The sequence below is a fragment of the Streptomyces sp. NBC_01497 genome, from assembly GCF_036250695.1.
Taxonomy (GTDB): domain Bacteria; phylum Actinomycetota; class Actinomycetes; order Streptomycetales; family Streptomycetaceae; genus Streptomyces.
Map to the genome: position 1 here is coordinate 115,932 of NZ_CP109428.1, position 18,165 is coordinate 134,096.

The following is an 18,165-nucleotide window of genomic DNA, read 5'->3' on the forward strand; positions in this document are numbered from 1 at the left end:
GAGGTGACGGTCAGGCGGCTGTGCTGAAGCCGGAGGCGGCCGGGTCCTGGTCGCGAAGCTGGGTGAAGTCGACGTCGAGTTTCGGGTCGTACGCCTCGGGCTGGATACCGAGTTCGTGGGTGGAGTACTCGCCGAATCGTTTGATGTGCTCGGTCAGGTACGGCGAGATGTGGGCCAGGTCCTCCGGGTCGATCTCCCAGCCCTCCTCAAGGAGCTGGCGGATGATCTCCGCGATATCCAGGGCGTTGTGGAAGATCACCGCGTTCGTGAGCAGGGCGTTGAACTTCATCGCCTTCTCCTGCTCGATGGGGTCGTTGTCGGCGAGGACGCCCTGATTGCCGAAGCCGACCCACTGGGAGAACCGGTTGAACGACTCGACCTTGTTGGTCGCCGCGGTCACCCGCCGGCGAAGCGGCGCGTCCGAGAGGTAGCGCAGCAGCTGCACCGTGCGGATCACGCGGCCGACCTCACGGAAGGCGGTGTAGGTGGAGTTCTTGTGCGAGCCCGACCGCAGCCGCTTGAGCAGCGTCGAGGACGAGATGGCGCCCTCCCGCACGGACACGGCCACCTTCATCAGGTGCCGGAACTGGGACTCGATCAGATCCCAGTCGATGACGTTCTTGCCCGGCTCGCCGAACAGGGACGATGTGGACGTACTCGCTTTGCTTGGACGGACGGTAGAAGGTCAGGCCCTTCCAGTTCCTGATCCTGGGCATCAGATCGAAGCCCAACAGATGCGCCAGGGCGAAAACGGGCACGCTCTGGCCCTGGGTGTCGGCGTGCACGGTGGTTGGCTTGACCTCGGAGGTGTTCTTGAGGAGGCCCTCGATGATGTAGACGGCCTCCCACACCCCGCACGGGATGAAGTGCGTGAACAGCGCGATATAGGTGTCCGAGATGTGGTGGTAGGCGATCCCGCCCGCCTTGCCGTACCGCACGCTCGTCTCGGCGAGCAGGTTGTTGAGGTACGTGTCCATGTGGGTGCCGTCCGCCGCCACGGCGGTGCCGTCGCCCCACGCCTGGGAGATGTCGAGGCGGGCGTGCGCGTTGACCAGGTCGGCGACGGCCTCGTTCAGCAGCGCGATGGAGAAGTGCCGGTTGGCCACGTACGACAGCTCGTGCCCGGACACCCCGGGGATGTGCTCGGCCGCCTCGTACGGGCCCATGTTGGTGCCCTTGACGAAGGTGGTGAGCACGTACCGGCCGATCAGCTTCGGGTCGTTGCCTGAGGGCGGACCGAAGCGGCGCCACCACTCCACCCAGTACGCGGTGCGGGCCACGATCCCCATCAGCGTGCGCTCCGGCATCCGGGCCTTGACCTCCTGCTCCAGGCGCTTCGCCGAGGGCCTCTGCCCCTCGGAGCGGTGCGGCTTGAGTGACGGGATGCCGGTCTCGGGGTCGATGACCAGGCCCTCGTTGTCCGGGTACCCGGCATCCGCCGCCGCGGCAGCATTCCGCAGTTTGTCTTCCAGCTGCCGGCGGAAGGACGCCGCGTCGAAGGCACCGGCCTCGCCCTCCTCGCACAGCCCGACCTCCACCAGGTAGTCGGCCAGTTTCTCCTGGATGTCCTCCCACGCGAGCAGCTGCTCGGACCAGTCGGCGTACTCCTCCGAGCCGACCACCGCGACGTCGCCGGTGCGCAGCTCCTCGGCGAGGTGGGTGAAGACCATCGCTTCGAAGTGCTTGCGGACGAACCGGCCCGGCCGCGTCTTGTCGAGTACGGCCTTGCGCCAGTTCTGCGTGGCGAAGGAGATGTCGATGGTCTTGCCGTTCTCGCCGAGCGCGGTGATGTACTCGCCGCGGGCGCTCTCGTGCCGCATCGCGTGCGCGAGCGCGGTCAGCACCCGCCCGTCCTCGGACGTGGTGGTGAACTCAAGCTTCTCCGCCAGGTCAAACATCACCGACCGGTCCCGGCCGAGCTGTCCGTACAGCAGCACTTCCCAGAAGTTGCCGTGATGCGCGGAGACCTTCTCGATCTGCTCGTACTGCCCCGCGAACCCGCCGAAGCCCTCGACCGCCTTGGTGACCGCCCCCAGGCCGCCGCCTGCACCAGCTGGGCCTTGGCCAGGGCAAGCACGGCCGGGGAGACCTCCCCGCCCAGGCGCCGGGCAACCTCCTCCACCGGCGCTGCCTCGTCCAGCCCTTCCAGGGCCTTCACGGCCTTGGCGGTCATCGCCGCGGCCTTCGCCAGAGCCTCCTGGACGGGGCCGCCGCCGCCGAGGTTCTTTAACACGATGCGGTAGTTCCCGATCAGGGCCTCGACGATCTCCCGCTCGGCGAGCCGGATCTCCTCCAGCTCCTCCTTGGCCTTCTTGATCTTCATGGTGACCCGCTTGCAGAACATCGTCGCCAGATCGTCCCGTACCCGCATCCGTGCCTTGTGGGCGAGGCAGGCCAGCAGCGCGATCCGCTTGACGGCCGCGTAGTCCCGCAGTTCGGAGGCGTCCGCCGCGTCCGCTTCCCCGGCGAAGTCGGTGACCTTCGGCGCCGCCACGCCGTCCACCCACACCGCGGTGTCGCCGAGCTCGTCCAGCCACTCCAGGTGCGTGAACAGGCGCTTGAAGTGCGACCAGCTCGGGCCCTGGGCGGTCTGCTTCAGTCGGTTGAACTACGTGGTGCCGTCGCTGTCGCGTTCTTCCAGCAGCCGTAGCATCCCCGCCTGCTCGGCGAGGCTCATCCGGTCGTGGATGCCGCAGCAGATCGAGACGTTCACCTCGGTGCGGATCGTGGAGGTCATCGTGTCGAAGGGGGAGAACGCCGGCAGTTCCAGCCCGGCCGCCACCACCTTCTCCAGTGCGATATTGATCAGGTCGGCGGGGCGGTTCTTCGCAGCGGCCTCCTTGCGGATCGCCGCCTCAGCGATCTGCCGGGCCTGGGACTGCTGGTACTTCCTCCCCACCCGCTGGCGCACCTCCGTACGCTGCCGCTCAGCGGTGCGGCCCGTCTCGTACAGCGGGAGCGTGCCCTCCGGCAGCTCGACCGTACGGCGGACGAAGTCGACCACCATCTCCGGGTACTCGTCCGGCTTCGGGAACCAGCCCATCCGCTGATACGACTTCAGCGCCAGCAGCAGCGCGAGCTGATGCCCGTCGGAGTCCATCCGCTCAGCCGCCCACGCAGCTTCCTCCCGCGTCGGCGCGAAGAAGAGATGCAGCTCATGTGCGGTGATCAGCCGCTTGAACCGCGGGTAAGCGGTCCGCTCGATCGAGGTCATAAGTCCCGCCCCAGGCCCAGAGATCAGTCAGTATCAGCACCAACGACCTTCGGCTGAATGGGTGACGGCCACTACTGCACAGGGCGCCAAGATCAAGTACTGGCGGCTTTTGGGCTTACCTCGGCGCTACCCCGTCGATGAAGGCATTCGTACCGCTGGACGGAACACTCCTGTCGATCGACCGGATTGCCGCCGACCGCCCGTACTACTCCGGGAAACATCGCAAGCACGGGATGAACGTCCAGGTCATCACCGACCCGTTCGGCGAGCCCCTGTGGGCCTCGCCAGCGCTGCCCGGCGCGATTCACGATGTTCGCGCCGCCCGCGAGCACGGCATCGTCGAGACCCTCGACCAGGCCGGGCCCATCTACCGGGCCGACAAAGGCCACCGGGGCGCCGGCGGAATGACCCACGTCCCCCTCCGCGGCCGTTGGAACACGCTTCCCACAGGTCAACAGGGCGCGAATCGACCGCAGGCCAAGATTCGATCCTTCGTCGAACGAGCCATGGCCACCCTCAAGAACTGGCGGCCCCCGCGCAAACCCCGGTGCTCGACCACCCGTATCACCGCCGTCCTCCACGCCATCGTGACCCTGAACCAAGCCAGCCCAGCCGCACGATGAAAAAGGCTCACTGCACGGAGCAACACGGAGGGGAATCCCCCACGATGTACAGCGACACCCCAACGGGGGTGTTCCGTCAAGTCTCCAATACCCCTTGATGTGCATCCCGGAGTCAACGCAGCAAACTAAATTGACTTAGCCAGTCGGCCGGGGCAGCCTCAGGGCCTGACGCGGGGTGGCTGCCCTTCTCCTCGTTGAAGTTCCCCACGCGACACACGTGAACTTAAACCATGGAGTTGGCCGGTTCGTCGCCGAACAGCACTCGCGTGTAAACATCGTGGTTCCGCTCGGGTGACAGCAAGACATGCCGACTTACGAACTCGACATCGCGCCATGCACGTTGAATTCGGCTCTGGCTGGAGAACGATCGGTTGCCGGCTGCGGTAAGCAGGATGCCGACAGCCTCTCGAGCTGCTTGAGTGGCCCGGCCGATGTCCATACGTACGCGCGCCCGGTCCTGCAGACTAAGTTGTCGGCCGGCGAGCGCTCCCGCTTCGACATCACGCAGGGCGCGGTCCGCGTGCAGCCGCGCAGTATCCATGAGTGAGAGGGCCGCTGCGAGGAGGGAGTGCGCCTGCGACAAGAGCCTGCCCGAGGTTGTCGGAGCGTGATTTTCAACGACGAGGGTTCGTACCTCAACAGCTACTGACTCCGCCATGCCGATGAGCGGCGCTAGGGTCGTCACCGCTAGCAAGGACAGCCATGTCGCTCCGTAGACTGAGCCCCCGGTCGCAGGAGCCCCCTTCCCGAGCAGAAGGCGGTCGATGGTGACGAAGCGATGCTGAGGTACGAAGACGTCGTTGGCGACCACAGTGTCACTGCCGGTGGCTCGCATTCCGACCGTTTCCCACGTTCTCTCTACAGCCATGTCTGTCATAGGGATCAAGGCAAGGCTCACCGGGCGTCTACGCGGATCTTTTTCTGCGCCCTGTACTGCCGCGATGATCCACTGCGAGTGGCGCACGCCAGACACCGGTTGCCACCTGCCGGATACCGTGCCGCCTCCCAGCGTGGGGTGTACTGTGCCGCCTAGTGTGAAGTTGCTGCACACCAGTGCGCAGCGGTCCGTACCCCAGATGTCTTCCCGGGCCCTGTCCTCGAATAGCGCAGCCGTATAAGCGCTACCGGAGAGGATCATCGCCACCCAGGCGCTGGAACCGCACCCGTGTGCAAGGTTGCGATAAACCTCAAAAGAGGTACGCGCATCCGCCTCTGGCCCGCCGAAACGGCCGGGCTGTTGCAGCAGGAAAAAGCCAGCCGCCCCCAGTATATCTACAGACTCGTCGCTCAAGTGGCCGCTACGGTCGGCTTCGTGGGCCCACTCCCGCAACGAGGATGCTGACCTGGCGGCTACAGTCGTGAGACTCTCCATGCGACCCAACTGAGTTGTGGGGGAATGCGCATCACTGACGTCGTTCATTTTCCTCCGAGCGCCGATGACACCTCAACACGCACTCTTATTGGCGAGCATATGCTCCTCCCGCTGCTCCGTGCACGTCCCTTCACCCTCAACTAGCACGCCGTACTCACCCCGGTGGCGTCCCCCCGGGCGTCGATGGGCTCACGCCACTTTAGTGACTTCCAGAGCAAGGGTCCACCAGCGCGCCGGGGGGACGCCGCAGGGCGCGACTGAGGGGAGTGTGCTTTGTAGCCCTGCTGGCCTTGGTCGTGTCCGGCTAAGACAGTGAGGCTTTTTCAACCTGCGGTTGAGCTGGCGTGATGCAGGGTGAGTACGGCCTGGACGAGGCCGGTGATGCGAGTGGTCGAGCAGCGAAGTTTGCGGAGTAGTCGCCAGGACTTGAGGGTGGCCATGGCTTGCTCGACGAGGGCTCGGATCTTGGCCTGAGATCGGTTCACGGCCTGCTGACCGGCGGAGTGAGCCTCCCATCGGCCGCGGAAGGGGACCCGGGTCGTGCCGCCGGCGCCGTGGTAGTCCTTGTCCGCCCAGCAGGGGGGTGGGCCTGGGCAAGAGCATCGATGATGCCGTGTTCCCGGGCTGCGCGAACGTCGTGGACGGCCCCAGGCAGTGCCGGCGAGGCCCACAGCAGCCGGCCGAACGGGTCGGCGATGACCTGCACGTTCATGCCGTGTCTCTTGTGCTTGCCGGAGTAGCAGGGCCGGTCGGCAGCGATCCGGTCGATGGGCAGGAGAGTCCCGTCGAGCAGGACGTAAGCCTTCGTCGATGCGGCTTGGACAGCCTCGTCGAGGGTCGGTGCGAGGGCGGCCAGGAGGTCGACGGCCTCGCTGATGTAGCGGTAGACCGTGCTCGTCCCCATCTCGAAACCCGCTGCGAGCTGGGCGTACGTAGTCCCGTTGCGCAGATGCGCCACCACCAGCAGAGCTTGACGGCCGACCGATAGCCGGCGCCAGCGGCTTCCGATCCGGCGACGGTGTCCGCGCAGACGAGTGGCGAGGTACGTCAAGGACCGACTGGACACGTCCAGCCCGCACCGGTAGACAAGCACGTGAAGCCTCTGGTGGGTATCGGGTGATCTTGGTCGTGAACCCGTCTACCAGAGGCTTCACTCATGTGTCGAACCAACTGAGCCGCTACCGGGCGCAAGTTGGCAAAGGCTCCTTGTGTTTCCTCGCTGCCCGTCTCCGTGAACTCCGCCGGATCGGGAGCCGCTGGCGTCGGCTGACTGCTGACCGGCAAGCTCTGCTCACGCTTGCGCATCCGCGGAACGGGACGACGTATGCCCAGTTCGCGTCCGGTTTCCGAGTCGGGACGAGTATCGTCTATCGCTATGTGGTCGAGGCCGTGGACCTGCTCGCTGAACTCGCGCCAACCTGGCCGAGGCAGTCCGTGCCGCGTCGATGAAGGCATTCGTACCGCTGGACGGAACACTCCTGTCGATCGACCGGATCGCTGCCGACCGCCCGTACTACTCCGGGAAACATCGCAAGCACGGGATGAACCTCCAGGTCATCACCGACCCGTTCGGCGAGCCCCTGTGGGCCTCGCCAGCGCTGCCCGGCGCGATTCACGATGTTCGCGCCGCCCGCGAGCACGGCATCGTCGAGCCCTCGACCAGGCCGACACCCCCCTGCTGGGCGGACAAAGGCTACCAAGAAGCCGCCGGCACCGTCCGCATCCCGTACTGGGGGCGACGGGACAACCTTTCAGCAGGTCAACAGGCAACGAACCGCTCTCACGCCAAGATTCGCGCACTCGTCGAACACGCCATGGCCACCCTCAAGTCGTGGCGGCTCCTCCGCAAGCTGCGGTGCTCCACCACCCGGATCACCGCCTTCGTGCAAGCCGTCCTCACCCTACATCTGGCCAGCTCAGAGCGATGATGGAAAAGGCTCAATGCCGGCGTCTCCCACGGCACAACCGCAGTCTGCCGGACAGCTGAGGGATAAGCTCAACCGCCCAGCTGAACTGGGGCAGTTCAGTGCAGACTACCGCCCTGGACGAAGGAGAAGAGCAACGTCGATACTGTCAGCCATTGCCTTGGCCCCCGCGTCGTTGGGGTGGACAAAATCTCCGCTATTGAAGTGCGGGTGCAGCCTGTCGACATCTTCCGGGTCCGCAAGGACCTGCGCGAAGTCGGCAACCGAATCTACAACCGAGGTGGTACGAATCCATTCGTTGACTTCACGGCGCACGTCGCGGCCTTGCGGAGTGTCAAAACCTGGGTACAGCGCACCCGCGAATGGCGGGATCGTCGCCAGGATGACCAGGAGACCCTGAGCATGGCACGTGTCGGCCAACTCGGTGAATCCGTCAATCAGATTCTTCTGGGTCGGCGGCGGACCTGGATTAGCATCGGCCAATCCCAGGCCGCCAGCTATTCCAAGATCGTTGACGCCCAAGTTGACTAGCACTGTTCCCGCTCCGGGCGTTGCGAGAACATCGTGCTCCAAGCGCTTCAACCCCCGCTGACCGATCTCGTCAGTGAGCAGCCTGTTCCCGCCCAGGCCCTGATTGACGACCCAACTGTGCTCCAACCTGCGGTTCAACCGGTTCGGGTATCGATGATTGGTGTTGATTGTAGTGAGAGCACCGGCAGTCAGGGAGTCGCCCAGCGCAACGCCAACACGGGCACCAGATTCGGCGGCTACGTCTACCCCGCTCAGGAAATAACGTTCCGTGACCGGCTCGACGTTCCGTAGCGACGGCGCGGACACTTGATCACCGTCCGCGACAAAAGCCGTCTCCAGCGCCGCATTCGAGTAGGTTGCCAGTCCGGTGTCACTGGGCAGGTACATGCTTACAGCCAGATCGTCTCCGGCTTTCACAGAAAGCTGAACCGAGTCGCTGACCGTCTCCTGTCCGGCCGGCACGGTGACCGCAGAGGAGCCATCGAAACGTACCCCGGCGTCTGTACCAAGATCGACCCTGTCACCCGAGATCCGGAGGGCCACTCGCGCAGCGCCTATCTCCAGGGGCTTCTTACCGAATCGATTATCGATTCGGAGCCGCAGGCTCTGCCCACCGCCGTCGAGGTGGGCGATCTGCCGAAGCGTCTGGGATGAGAAGGAACGGGAAGGGATTAGAACCAGCGTTTCGAACGGGCTGTTCAATGCACAACGCCAGCCTGCTATCCATTGTGTATTCACACCACGGACGCTAGCAGGGCATGTGCTGCTCGGGTGACGTCATTGTACCGATTCACAGGTACGCGCCACGCCTGACCTGATGTTGAGCCAGCTTGTACGAGAGTCTACCCTTCGCCTCGCGAAGTCCAGTGTTGAATAATCGGCAGCCCCGAGCCGAAACCACTGTCGACGGCCTTCCACGACGTCGCAATCCTGAATATGACCGAGGATGGTCCGGGTCGCACTCATCACAGCAAGCCGCTCAATTCCGCAAAGCGCTATCCACCAAATTCACCGGCCGCGAATCTTTAGAGACAAGAGGCCACGCAACGCAAAGTGGACTCAGGGCACTGAAATCCATTCGGAGCACCGGACACTTCAGTCTCGACACCACGCAGATGAGGACCGAGCCAAACATAGCCTCCCTGTGCTCGGCCCGCCCCCACGCTTGTCGGGTCGATCCGATCGATTCACGGCAGACGCGTCGGGATCTCCTCACCCAGTCGGAACGCACGGCCGCGCTCGACGGCGCAGTCATGCCTCTGCCTGACCAGATCCAGGACCTAGTTACTGCGACACCATGCTGGGACGTGACCTACGCCCGAGCAAGTGCCAACTTAAAGCACTAACTGAGACCTCGTCGAAATCAGCTGGAGCGTCACGGCCCGCATGCCAGCCGCCAGTCGTCACACTCACAGTGAAGCCGCCCGCTGAGGCGCCGCCTCCACTACTCCAACGCCAAAAACGAGCAGCGTGGCAGTGGCTGGCTCCTAGGTCGGTTGTCGCGGATTGCACAGCAGTACAGCTGCTTCACACCCCTAGCTTTGCAGCCCCTCCGCATCAGTCAACGCGGCCCCTGTCTACTGGACGTCTACTGGCGATAAGTTAGTGTCCCCTGTGCGACTGTCGTGTCGCACGTGACGTCTGGGCTTGGATCCTCTTGAGGCGCACGGTGTTGAGGCGCGGGCCCGCACTCTGGCTGGTCGAAGACCGCGTCACCCCCTGGATCAGAAGGCGGCTGCATCGGGTGCCCCACTAGATTCCGACTTAAGACATGGCCGTTAGCATCCCCAGGTTCGACAACTTGGACGCTCAGTTGGTGGGGGCCCCGTCCGCGCCACACCAAAACAGTGACCGTGCAAGGCAGGCCGACCATGCGAGCCGTCGTTCACTCCCCTCTGAGGTGAGCCCGACCAGGCCCCTTGAGGCAAGGCCACCCCAGTTAAGCCGCGGGCGGCGACTAAGACGCCGTACACCGCAGCACGCTACTGTTCCGCCCCTCTCCACTCCGGATCCACAACCACCCTGAGGAGCGCGTCACTGAAAGCAAGACCCGGCGAGACACATACTCATTGTCTCAAACACGCCCTCGTCTCTACACGTCAGACGATGACGATCCAAGCGAGGCACCGGCCACTCGGCAATCGACGCATGCCTCAGGACCTGCAAGGACCACAGCACCACCGCTGCGCCCGGCCGGTCCCGCTCGGGCTCTGAGTTCGGAGCCCGCCCAGATGACGTTCCCACTCCCTCACGTAAGGCGTGGCTGGATCTCGACGCTGACAACGAGGCTGCGATGTAGCACGCTTCCGCATTTTCGGCTTCTGGCCAACGGACGAGGCGCTGAAGGCACGGCTAGAGCCCGGCAAGCGCCGTGGACATCACGTACTGCCCCTCAGGTTGGATGTTCGCGCGCGACGCGGTGGATGGTGCCTTCCGGAAGCATCAAATTTCACAACTCCAACAGCCACGGAACTTACCTACTTCGCACGTAGGACGTACCAACCGAGCTTGAACCCCAAGCGCCAAAGTCCAGCACGAGCAGTGGCAAACTTCACCGCGCAACGCACTATTTACTCGGTGAAGACTCGAAGATCTCCCGACTAATGAATATGCAAATAAGGAGCGGGACAGCTATGGAATTCAATGGCAGGGTCGCTCTCGTTACGGGAGCGACCAGCGGCATCGGCCGAATGGTGGCAGTCAAACTTGCCCACGAGGGCGCCCACGTTCTCGTCTCCGGCCGGAGTGTAGCCCGAGGTCAACGAGTGGTCGAATTCATCCGCACCAATAGAGGAAGGGCCGACCTTCTTACCGCCAAACTCGGAACGGAAGAATTCGCTCGGTCTCTGGCACATAGAGCCGAAGCAGTCAGTAATGGCGGCGTCGATATTTTGATAAACTGCGCAGGGGTGGGCGTCGTGGCCTCCACGGCTGAAACGACGACTGAAATGTTCGACAGTATATTTGACATCAACGTTCGGACGACCTTCTTTCTTGTCGCCGAACTCGCACCTAGGATGGCAGCCCGCGGCCGCGGGGCGGTTGTTAATGTTTCAACCATGAGCGCAGGCCTCGGAATACCGGATAGCGCCGCGTATGGAGCAAGTAAGGCGGCGGTTGGCCTTCTAACAAAAGCATGGGCCTCAGAATTCGGACCACGTGGCGTACGGGTAAACGCCGTTGCACCGGGCCACACAGCCACGAGGGGGACCGAGCGAATGAAGGGCCTCGACGGACTCGCATCAAAGACGCCAGTGGGCCGCCCCGCGACCCCAGACGAGGTCGCAGATGCCATCGTTTATCTTGCAGGCGACCGCGCCAGCTACGTTCAAGGAGCGATCCTCCCCGTCGATGGCGGACGCAGCGCGCTCTAGCGGCGCGGAGCAAGCCGCCGCCACGCTGGGGTCCGTCGCACTGACCAGCCGGCGCCCATAGCCAGGTTGATCACCATTGCTGCGAGGAAGACCATGTCCATCGGTCAGGTCGCGGAAGCATCTGCGGGAGCAGAGGATGGTTCCCAGGCGCAGGGAGGTCAGATCGTTGCCCGCCGCCGCTCGTAGCGACGGTGGAGTCGACGGCAGCCGGTGCAAGAGGCAGTGCGTTTCGATGCCCTAATCGTGCGCTGGACTCGATGCCTCCGCAGGCAGCGTGGACATGTCGATGTGTTTACCCCAAGGCCATCACCGCATATGCGGGCGCTTCATAGTCCTTGCCGGCGTAAAGGCAAACGAGCCCGGAATCCAGAACGTGAACCTCTTGACCCTTGCAAAAATAGCCCGTTGGGGTCCGTAGGCTGGGAACTTGAAGTTGGATTACTCCGGACGAGGCCGTTACCCCCGTCACGTTTTCCGCGTCCTGCAAGGGGACCGCTGACCTCCGAGCCCGGCACCACTACTCCCCCTGTCGGGGAGATGACAATGCCGTTGCTTGAGCGGCCACGCCACTGGTTGCTCAAGGCCACCACAACCGGTGGACGGCGACGGCCGGCGGGTGCGTCTGGGGTTTCACTGGTGTAGTCGGCGATGCGCGACCGGGTCTTTCGCGGGCAGCCACCGGATCTTCGGCGCGGCACCAGGCTGCGGCCGATCTCGACGAATCCGAGGCACCGGTGCCGGCTGATCAGCGAGGCGGAAAAGACCGCTCGGCGAGATCGCTGAGCGGCGGACGAAGTGCAGGGCCCCCGTGAACAAGGTCCGCTCGGCGGTACTGCGCTGCAGGCGGGCGGCCTTCAACAGATCCCAGGTGGCGTGGTGCACGATCAAGTGCGCCGCGCAGATTTCCTGCCGCACGCCGTCCGGCGTCTGCGATCTGAAGACTGGTCGACCGCCTCGGTGGGCCTTGACGTCGTCGAAGAGGAGCTTGATCTCCCAGCGCCGGGCATAGACGAAGGCAAGTTCTTCGGCGGGGTACTTCTCGTGATCGAGCAGGATGGTGATGAGCCGGACGGCATCGGGCTGTCCGTCGACGCGGTACTCGATCACCCGGACCAGCACCGGCGGGGCCTTGACCGCCCGGCTGCCTCGCTGTGCTTGTTCGCCTCGATTCGGGCGAGGTAGCCGCCGGCGGGCAGGACATCCTGGACCCGGCGGGCCTTGCGCCGCTCGATCCGCCAGAGCAGATGCGCGCCCTGCTCCCGAAGCCGGTGCCAGCGGACCAAACCCCACAGACCCCGGTCGGCCGGCAGCAGCGGTCCCGTCCCCGTATGCGTCGGAGACGATGCGCTCGGAGTCCTGGAACCCGCCAATCGCGGCGTGGGAGGAGCACTCGGCATACGGGTATCCCATAGAACCGCGATGAGAGCCGGACTTGCCGAAGGCGTCGTTGTTGCCCCCAGAGTCGGGCACGGCCAGCAGCATCCTGTCCATGGCTGGCACCCGCAGTCCCTGAAACAGCTCACCGACCGTGCCGAGTGGTCGGGCCACGGACTGGAACAGCTCCCGCATCACCGGCCAGCCGAGCCGCCCCCGGGCCCTGGCCAATGACGACTTGTTCACCCTGGACCAGGTCCGCGGCCCCTTGTCGCCGGTCTTCACCAGCCGCAAGACCTCCAGTAGTCCGCTGCGGAAACAAGCACACCGCTAGCACGAAGTACACCGTGACCGGGCGGAGAACAGGCGACGGCGCTTCTCCGAGCGCCCCGCCCCACCCACCACCCAGTCCACCAACTCGGGCGGACACGCCGAGTCAGGACCCCCAACCCCAGCCGCTCCAGACGTGACATCAGCACACCGCTACAACCACCCGACCCTCCGCAAGGGCAACGGCATTACAACGGATGGCTCGGGGGGTGCCACCGAGCCCGAGAGGCGCCATTGGAGACGCTGATGAGAGGTCCGACCACCGCCCGGCCCGGCGCAATACTCGGCATTCCGCAGGCGCCAGGCCCGCATAACGTGGACGCGCGCATACGACGCCTACGGTAACGCCCTGGCCAGCACCGCACGAACCCAGTTCGGGAGGATGGGTTGGACGACATCGACGACGTAGGCGACTTCCTCGGCCTGGACGCCGGCAAGAGCGCCCGCCACAGGCGTGGGCTGATTCCGGTCGGCGAGGAAGTCTTCGACAAGCAGCTCCCCAATAGCGAGGCGAAGCTTCGGGCCGTCTTCGACAGGCTGTCCGCGAAGTTCGGCACCGTGCTGGTGATCATGGACCAGCCTGCCCCCATCGGAGCACTCCCACTCACGGTCGCCCGGGAGGGAGTCTGCAAGGTCGCCTACCTGCCCGGCATGTCCATGCGGCGGCTCGCCGATCTCTACCCGGGCGAGGCGAAGATCGACGCGAAGGACGCCGCAGTGATCGCGGATGCCGCCCGGAACCTGCCGCACACACTGCGTTCTTTGGAACTGGCCGACGCGATCAGCGCCGAGCTCACCGTGCTGGTGGGCTTCGACCAGGACCTGGCCCTCGCTGGCAGGAGTGCTCCCGCGCCCACCTCCTGCGCCGCACCGCGGAGGGCAAGACAAAGCGCGAGGTCATCCGTTGCCTGAAGAGGTGCGTCGCCCGCGAGACCCCGAGGCCTAACGCTCCGTCCATCTCGACAGCCTCGCGACTTGACATCCATAGGGGCATCGGCTTGAAGGATTTCCCGGACGCCGTTGAGGCTGCCTGGCCCCGAACCATCGTCGAAACCTGCATCGTTCACGTTCTGTGCAACAGCTTCCGCTACGCCGCCCGGCAGGACTGGGACAAGAACGCGAAGGCACGCAAGACCGTCTACACCGCGCCGAACGAAAGCACGGCGATCGAACGCTCCGGAGAGTTCCAGGACGCCGGCGCGAGGGCGCAGCAGTCATAAAGCTGCGGGAAGCGGCCTCGGCCGAGTTCGTGCCCCTCCTCTCCTTCAACGTCGAGATCCGCAAGGCCATCTGGCCGACGAAGCAATCGAGAGCTTGAACACCTGCATACGTAAGCCAAGCCCGCTTCCCGCACCAAGCCGCCGCGTTGCGCGGTGATCCGATGTCGCCGCTGCACTGGACGACGAAGTCGCTGCGGCACCTGGCCGCCGAGCTGTCCCGCCGGGGACACCGGGTGAATGCGCCGACGGTGGGCCGGCTGTTGAAGGAGCACGGATTCAGCGTGCGGGGCACCGCCGAGGCCCTGGAAGGTGATCAGCACCCTGACCGGGACGCGCAGTTCCGCTATACCAACGAACAAGTCAAGGACCGCCAGGCTGCCGGCGAACCGGTGGTCAGCGTGGACGCGAAGAAGAAGGAGCGGCTGGGGCAGCCGCCGCCGGCCGGGCGTGAGTGGCGACCTGCAGGGCAATCCGTCGAGGTCGAGGACCACAGTTTCTTCGCCGGCCCGAGCGTCGATAGGGTGATCCCGTACGGGATCTACGACATGACTACGACACGACCGCGAACACCGGCTGGGTGAATGTCGGGGTCGACCACGACATGGCCGCGTTCGCGGTCGCCTCGATCCGCCGCTGGTGGCAGGCCTGCGGCCGAGACGGCTACCCGCAGGCGTCTCGGCTGCTGACCACCGCGGACGCCGGCGGGTCCAACAGCTACCGCTACCGGCTCTGGAAGGCAGAACTTGCCGCGTTCGCAGCCGCGTCCGGGCTGGCGATCACGCTCTGCCACTTCCCGCCGGGCACCCAATGCCGTTGCTTGAGTGTGGCAAGCGGTTCGTGGTGACGTTGGAGGAGCGCGGTCGTTGGACCCGGCATGCATCCGTGGGTGGGGTTATCTGATCATGTGCGGCTGGGGGTGGTGACCCGATGGGTGACCCCGGAGCTCGTCGCTGAGGTGCTGGAGAAATGCGGGGTTCGCGACAAGAAGTCCGGTGCCCTGCCGGCCGGGCTCATGGTCTACTTCACGCTCGCCCTGGCCCTGTTCCAGCAGGACTCCTACGACGACGTGGCGGAGCAACTGGTCGGCGGTATTGCAGAGTTGAGCGGAAGCATTCCCAACAAGTCTTCGTTTACGCGGGCGCGCAGACGCCTGGGGCCGCTGGTCCTGGAAACTATGTTCCGCGAGCTGGCCGGCCCGTTGGCTCCTGTCGGTTTGGAGAGCGCCTTCTATCGCGGGATGCGTCTGGCTGCGGTGGACGGGTTCGTGCTGGATGCGCCGGATACGACGGCCAACCGGGCCGCGTTCGGCGGGCCAGTCAAGAACGGGCAGCCCGCGGGGTTCCCGCAGGTGCGGGTGGTGACGCTGACCGAGTGCGGCACGCACGCGCAGATCGATGCGGCGGTGGGCGGGTTCAACGGCGGCGAGCCGGAGTTGGCGATCAAAATGGCCGGCTCGGCCGCCGGGATGCTGGTGATCATGGATCGGGGATTTCCCGGGGTGGCGCTGTGGAAGGCGTATACCGGGGCCGGGGCGCATCTGCTGATCCGGGCCCGTTCGAGTGTCGCGGCTCGTCCGGTCCAGCATCTGCCCGACGGCACCTATCTGGCGAGGATGAACCTGGCCGGGCAGAAAGGCGCGCATCCCGGCGGTGTGCTGGTCCGGGTGATCGAGTACCGCGTCGATGGCGGCGAGGTGGTCAGGCTGTTGACTGATCTGTTGGACCCGGTTGCTTATCCGGCGGCGGAGTTGGCAGGGCTTTACCATGCGAGGTGGGAGGCGGAATCGGCGTTCCGGCAGATCAAGACGTTCCAGCGTGGCCCGGTCGAGGTCCTGCGCTCGGGCGACCCGGATCTGGTGCGTCAGGAGGTCTGGGCGCACCTGGCCGTGCACCACTGCCTCACGCAGGTCATCGTAGGTCTGGCTGACGACAACGGCATCGATCCGGACCGGGTCTCGTTCGTCAAGGTCCTCAAGCACGCACGGCGCAGCGTCGTCCGCCAGTCCTCGGACACGCCTACAAAAATCAAAGAGTTCCTGGCCGTGCTGGCGGCGAAGGTGCACCGGAAGCTCGACAACGGCGCCAGGCGCCTGCGCGAGGCGGACCGGCACCTGAAGCGTCCGGACTCGAAGTACTCCTCGAAGCTCTCCTACCGGATCAACACCCGGGACCGGCGGCCGACGCGACAGATCACAGCCAAGGTCATCACGCTGCAGCCCGCAATGGTTCAGTAGTCAAGCAACGGCATTGGCCGGGCACCTCGAAGTGGAACAAGATCGAGCACCGGCTCTTCTCGCACATCACCATGAACTGGCGCGGACAACCCCTGACCAGCCACGAAGTCGTCCTCAACACCATCGCCACGAACACCACTCGCACCGGACTGCGCGTCGAGGCCGCTCTCGATCGCGGCTCCTACCCGACAGAAATCGCTGTGAGCCGCGAACAGCTGCAATCCCTGCCGATCACCACACACGCCGACCACGGCAAGTGGAACTACAGCATCGCCCCCGACGGCGGCACGGCCCTCACCCCCGAGCCGATGAACGGACCGCCGCCCGCCAGCGCACCCTGCGGATACTCGCTGGCCCCCGCCTGACCGGCGTGACCACCACCGAACCGGATCAATTACGGGCAAAATTGGCACCGGTCCAGGAAGCCCAGGCCGAAACAGCGCCGCTACGTACTGCGCGGAGAGCGACGCGTCGCCACGACCGGCCGCAGCCGAGCACTGCTGTCGGACGCCGACGAGGTACTTCTCACCTGCGGCAGGTCTGCCCGCAGAAGGTGCTCTGCGACCTGCTCGGGATCAACCCTGTCACCATCGGCCAGGCCATCAAGGCGCCCCGGAAGCCGCTAGACGAACACAAGATTGACATCACGCCGACCGCCGTGCGCTACTTCACCCGCGCCGAAGACCTCCGCGACTGGGCCACCAACACCGAACCCGGCCGAGCCCCCGAGGCTGCTATGTGGTGTCAAGCAGCTTGTGCAAGCTCCTCGACGCTTCCGATCTTGGTTCGGTGAATCCGTTCGAGAATCTTGAAGATCTGGCGGCAGATGGTGCGCTTGAGACATCGCTGAGCGTCGCGGGAGGTCTTCCCCTCAGGGATTCTCCGGGCGACGTACACCGTCGTTGTGGGGTCAAGCCGCATGCGGATCAGGGTGATCGTGTGCATAGCCCGGTTAAGCTGCCGGTCTCCGCTGCGGTTGAGCCGGTGCCGGTTGGTGAGCCCGGAGGAGGCAGGGATCGGTGAGACGCCGGCGAAGGACGCGAAGGCAGCTTCCGAACGGAAACGGCCCTGGTGGGACCAGCTGACCAGGATCTGAGCCGCGGTGATCGGCCCGACCCCGAGCAGGCCGAGGAGCGCGGGAGCGACTCCCTTGACCAGGTTGAGGATGTCCTTCTCAAGGTCTTTGGCCTCGGCCTGCAGGGCCTGGATGCGTGGTGCGGTGGAGCGAAGGGCCCGTGTTGTCATCCGGTGCTCAAGGTCCTGGACGGGGCGGCCCCGGAGCTGGGCGCAATAGGTGACCTGGGCCGGGCATTTGAGTTTCCGCAGCTCGGCGCGAAGGTCGTCGGGCGCGGAGACGATCAGGGCCTTGAGCTGGTTGATCGCGGCCGTGGAAGCGAGGACCGCCCCTTGGCGGGTGGCGAGAAGGACACGCGGCGCCTCGCGCTCCCCGCGGAGTCGGGGCTGGATCAGGTGCTCAGTGGACAGGGCATCCTTCGCGGCGCGGATGGCATCGACCATGTCGGTTTTCGTCCGCCCCGGTTGGCGGCCCGCTTGGGCCGGCAGACCTCGACGACATGCTCGCCAGCCTGGTCAAGGAAGGCGGCGAGTCCGGCGCCGTAGCTGCCGATGCCCTCCAGAGCCCAGCAGCAGCGTCCCTGGACGTGCTCGCCGGCGAAGTCCAGCAGGCGCCGGTAACCGCGGGCGTTGGCCGGTGAGTCGGTGCTGGCCAGGACGGCGCCGATGGGACTGACCGCCGCCGCTGCGAGGGTGTCCCGGTGGGTATCGACGCCGATGACGCCGTCGACCTGTTCTGCGAGGATGGCCACTCGGTTGTTCTCCTTGATAGGCGGACGGCTGCAGTCGGCGGCGGCCTGGATGGAGTCACCGCGTGGCGGAACTGTGATGAGTCACGCCGCAAGGCGGACAAGCTGCTGATCAAGCCAACGGGTGGGCCAGTCCGACGCCGATG

Annotated in this window: 7 protein-coding genes and 9 pseudogenes; 8 read left to right on the forward strand and 8 right to left on the reverse strand. The window is 65.2% G+C overall.

Features of this window, described 5'->3' with window-relative positions; all coding sequences use genetic code 11:
- Positions 1-10: 10 nt before the first annotated feature.
- From OG310_RS38710 to OG310_RS36575, 3 genes and pseudogenes are all read right to left on the reverse strand, one after another.
- A pseudogene (locus OG310_RS38710) lies at positions 11-1,409 on the reverse strand (transposase); the annotation flags it as partial.
- A 488-nt stretch (positions 1,410-1,897) separates the two neighbouring features.
- Complete coding sequence (locus OG310_RS36570; protein ID WP_329460591.1) at positions 1,898-2,494, reverse strand: hypothetical protein; 597 nt, start codon at positions 2,492-2,494, stop codon at positions 1,898-1,900.
- 114 nt (positions 2,495-2,608) lie between these two features.
- Positions 2,609-3,214: a DUF4158 domain-containing protein gene (locus tag OG310_RS36575; RefSeq protein WP_329460592.1), complete on the reverse strand. Its 606-nt coding sequence runs from the start codon at positions 3,212-3,214 to the stop codon at positions 2,609-2,611.
- A gap of 134 nt (positions 3,215-3,348) precedes the next feature.
- Between OG310_RS36575 and OG310_RS36580 the strand changes: the two are divergent.
- Positions 3,349-3,837, forward strand: a pseudogene (locus tag OG310_RS36580) (transposase family protein); the annotation flags it as partial.
- Between the two features lie 223 nt (positions 3,838-4,060).
- Here OG310_RS36580 and OG310_RS36585 read toward each other — a convergent pair.
- Complete coding sequence (locus tag OG310_RS36585) at positions 4,061-5,257, reverse strand: acyl-CoA dehydrogenase family protein (protein ID WP_329460593.1); 1,197 nt, start codon at positions 5,255-5,257, stop codon at positions 4,061-4,063.
- Positions 5,258-5,532: 275 nt separating this feature from the next.
- Positions 5,533-6,302, reverse strand: a pseudogene (locus OG310_RS36590) (transposase family protein).
- 77 nt (positions 6,303-6,379) lie between these two features.
- Here OG310_RS36590 and OG310_RS36595 point away from each other — a divergent pair.
- A pseudogene (locus tag OG310_RS36595) lies at positions 6,380-7,137 on the forward strand (transposase family protein).
- 105 nt (positions 7,138-7,242) lie between these two features.
- Here OG310_RS36595 and OG310_RS36600 read toward each other — a convergent pair.
- On the reverse strand, positions 7,243-8,403 hold the full coding sequence (locus OG310_RS36600; RefSeq protein ID WP_329460594.1) for a GDSL-type esterase/lipase family protein: 1,161 nt from the start codon (positions 8,401-8,403) through the stop codon (positions 7,243-7,245).
- 1,895 nt (positions 8,404-10,298) lie between these two features.
- On the opposite strand from OG310_RS36600, the gene OG310_RS36605 reads away from it, so the two are divergent.
- A complete protein-coding gene (locus OG310_RS36605; protein WP_329460595.1) occupies positions 10,299-11,039 on the forward strand; it encodes an SDR family NAD(P)-dependent oxidoreductase in 741 nt (246 codons plus the stop codon).
- Positions 11,040-11,669: 630 nt separating this feature from the next.
- Here OG310_RS36605 and OG310_RS36610 read toward each other — a convergent pair.
- Positions 11,670-12,158 (reverse strand): hypothetical protein, encoded by a 489-nt coding sequence (locus tag OG310_RS36610; RefSeq protein ID WP_329460596.1) that lies wholly within the window; start codon positions 12,156-12,158, stop codon positions 11,670-11,672.
- Positions 12,159-13,130: 972 nt separating this feature from the next.
- Between OG310_RS36610 and OG310_RS36615 the strand changes: the two are divergent.
- The 5 genes and pseudogenes from OG310_RS36615 to OG310_RS36635 form a co-directional block, all read left to right on the forward strand.
- A pseudogene (locus tag OG310_RS36615) lies at positions 13,131-13,571 on the forward strand (IS110 family transposase); the annotation flags it as partial.
- 167 nt (positions 13,572-13,738) lie between these two features.
- A pseudogene (locus OG310_RS36620) lies at positions 13,739-14,078 on the forward strand (transposase); the annotation flags it as partial.
- Between the two features lie 34 nt (positions 14,079-14,112).
- A pseudogene (locus OG310_RS36625) lies at positions 14,113-14,768 on the forward strand (ISAzo13 family transposase); the annotation flags it as partial.
- Between the two features lie 69 nt (positions 14,769-14,837).
- The gene (locus tag OG310_RS36630) at positions 14,838-16,196 is read left to right on the forward strand and encodes an IS4 family transposase (RefSeq protein ID WP_329460598.1); all 1,359 of its coding nucleotides are present in this window, start codon (positions 14,838-14,840) and stop codon (positions 16,194-16,196) included.
- A 17-nt stretch (positions 16,197-16,213) separates the two neighbouring features.
- A pseudogene (locus OG310_RS36635) lies at positions 16,214-16,561 on the forward strand (ISAzo13-like element transposase-related protein); the annotation flags it as partial.
- A 379-nt stretch (positions 16,562-16,940) separates the two neighbouring features.
- Here OG310_RS36635 and OG310_RS36640 read toward each other — a convergent pair.
- Positions 16,941-18,022: pseudogene (locus OG310_RS36640) on the reverse strand (IS110 family transposase).
- Positions 18,023-18,165: the final 143 nt, after the last annotated feature.

Coding starts and splice junctions, on each gene's coding strand:
- OG310_RS36575 (WP_329460592.1), bottom strand. CDS start 3,214: ATGACCTCGATCGAGCGGACCGCTTACCCGCGGTTCAAGCGGCTGATC.
- OG310_RS36585 (WP_329460593.1), bottom strand. CDS start 5,257: ATGAACGACGTCAGTGATGCGCATTCCCCCACAACTCAGTTGGGTCGC.
- OG310_RS36605 (WP_329460595.1), top strand. CDS start 10,299: ATGGAATTCAATGGCAGGGTCGCTCTCGTTACGGGAGCGACCAGCGGC.
- OG310_RS36630 (WP_329460598.1), top strand. CDS start 14,838: ATGCATCCGTGGGTGGGGTTATCTGATCATGTGCGGCTGGGGGTGGTG.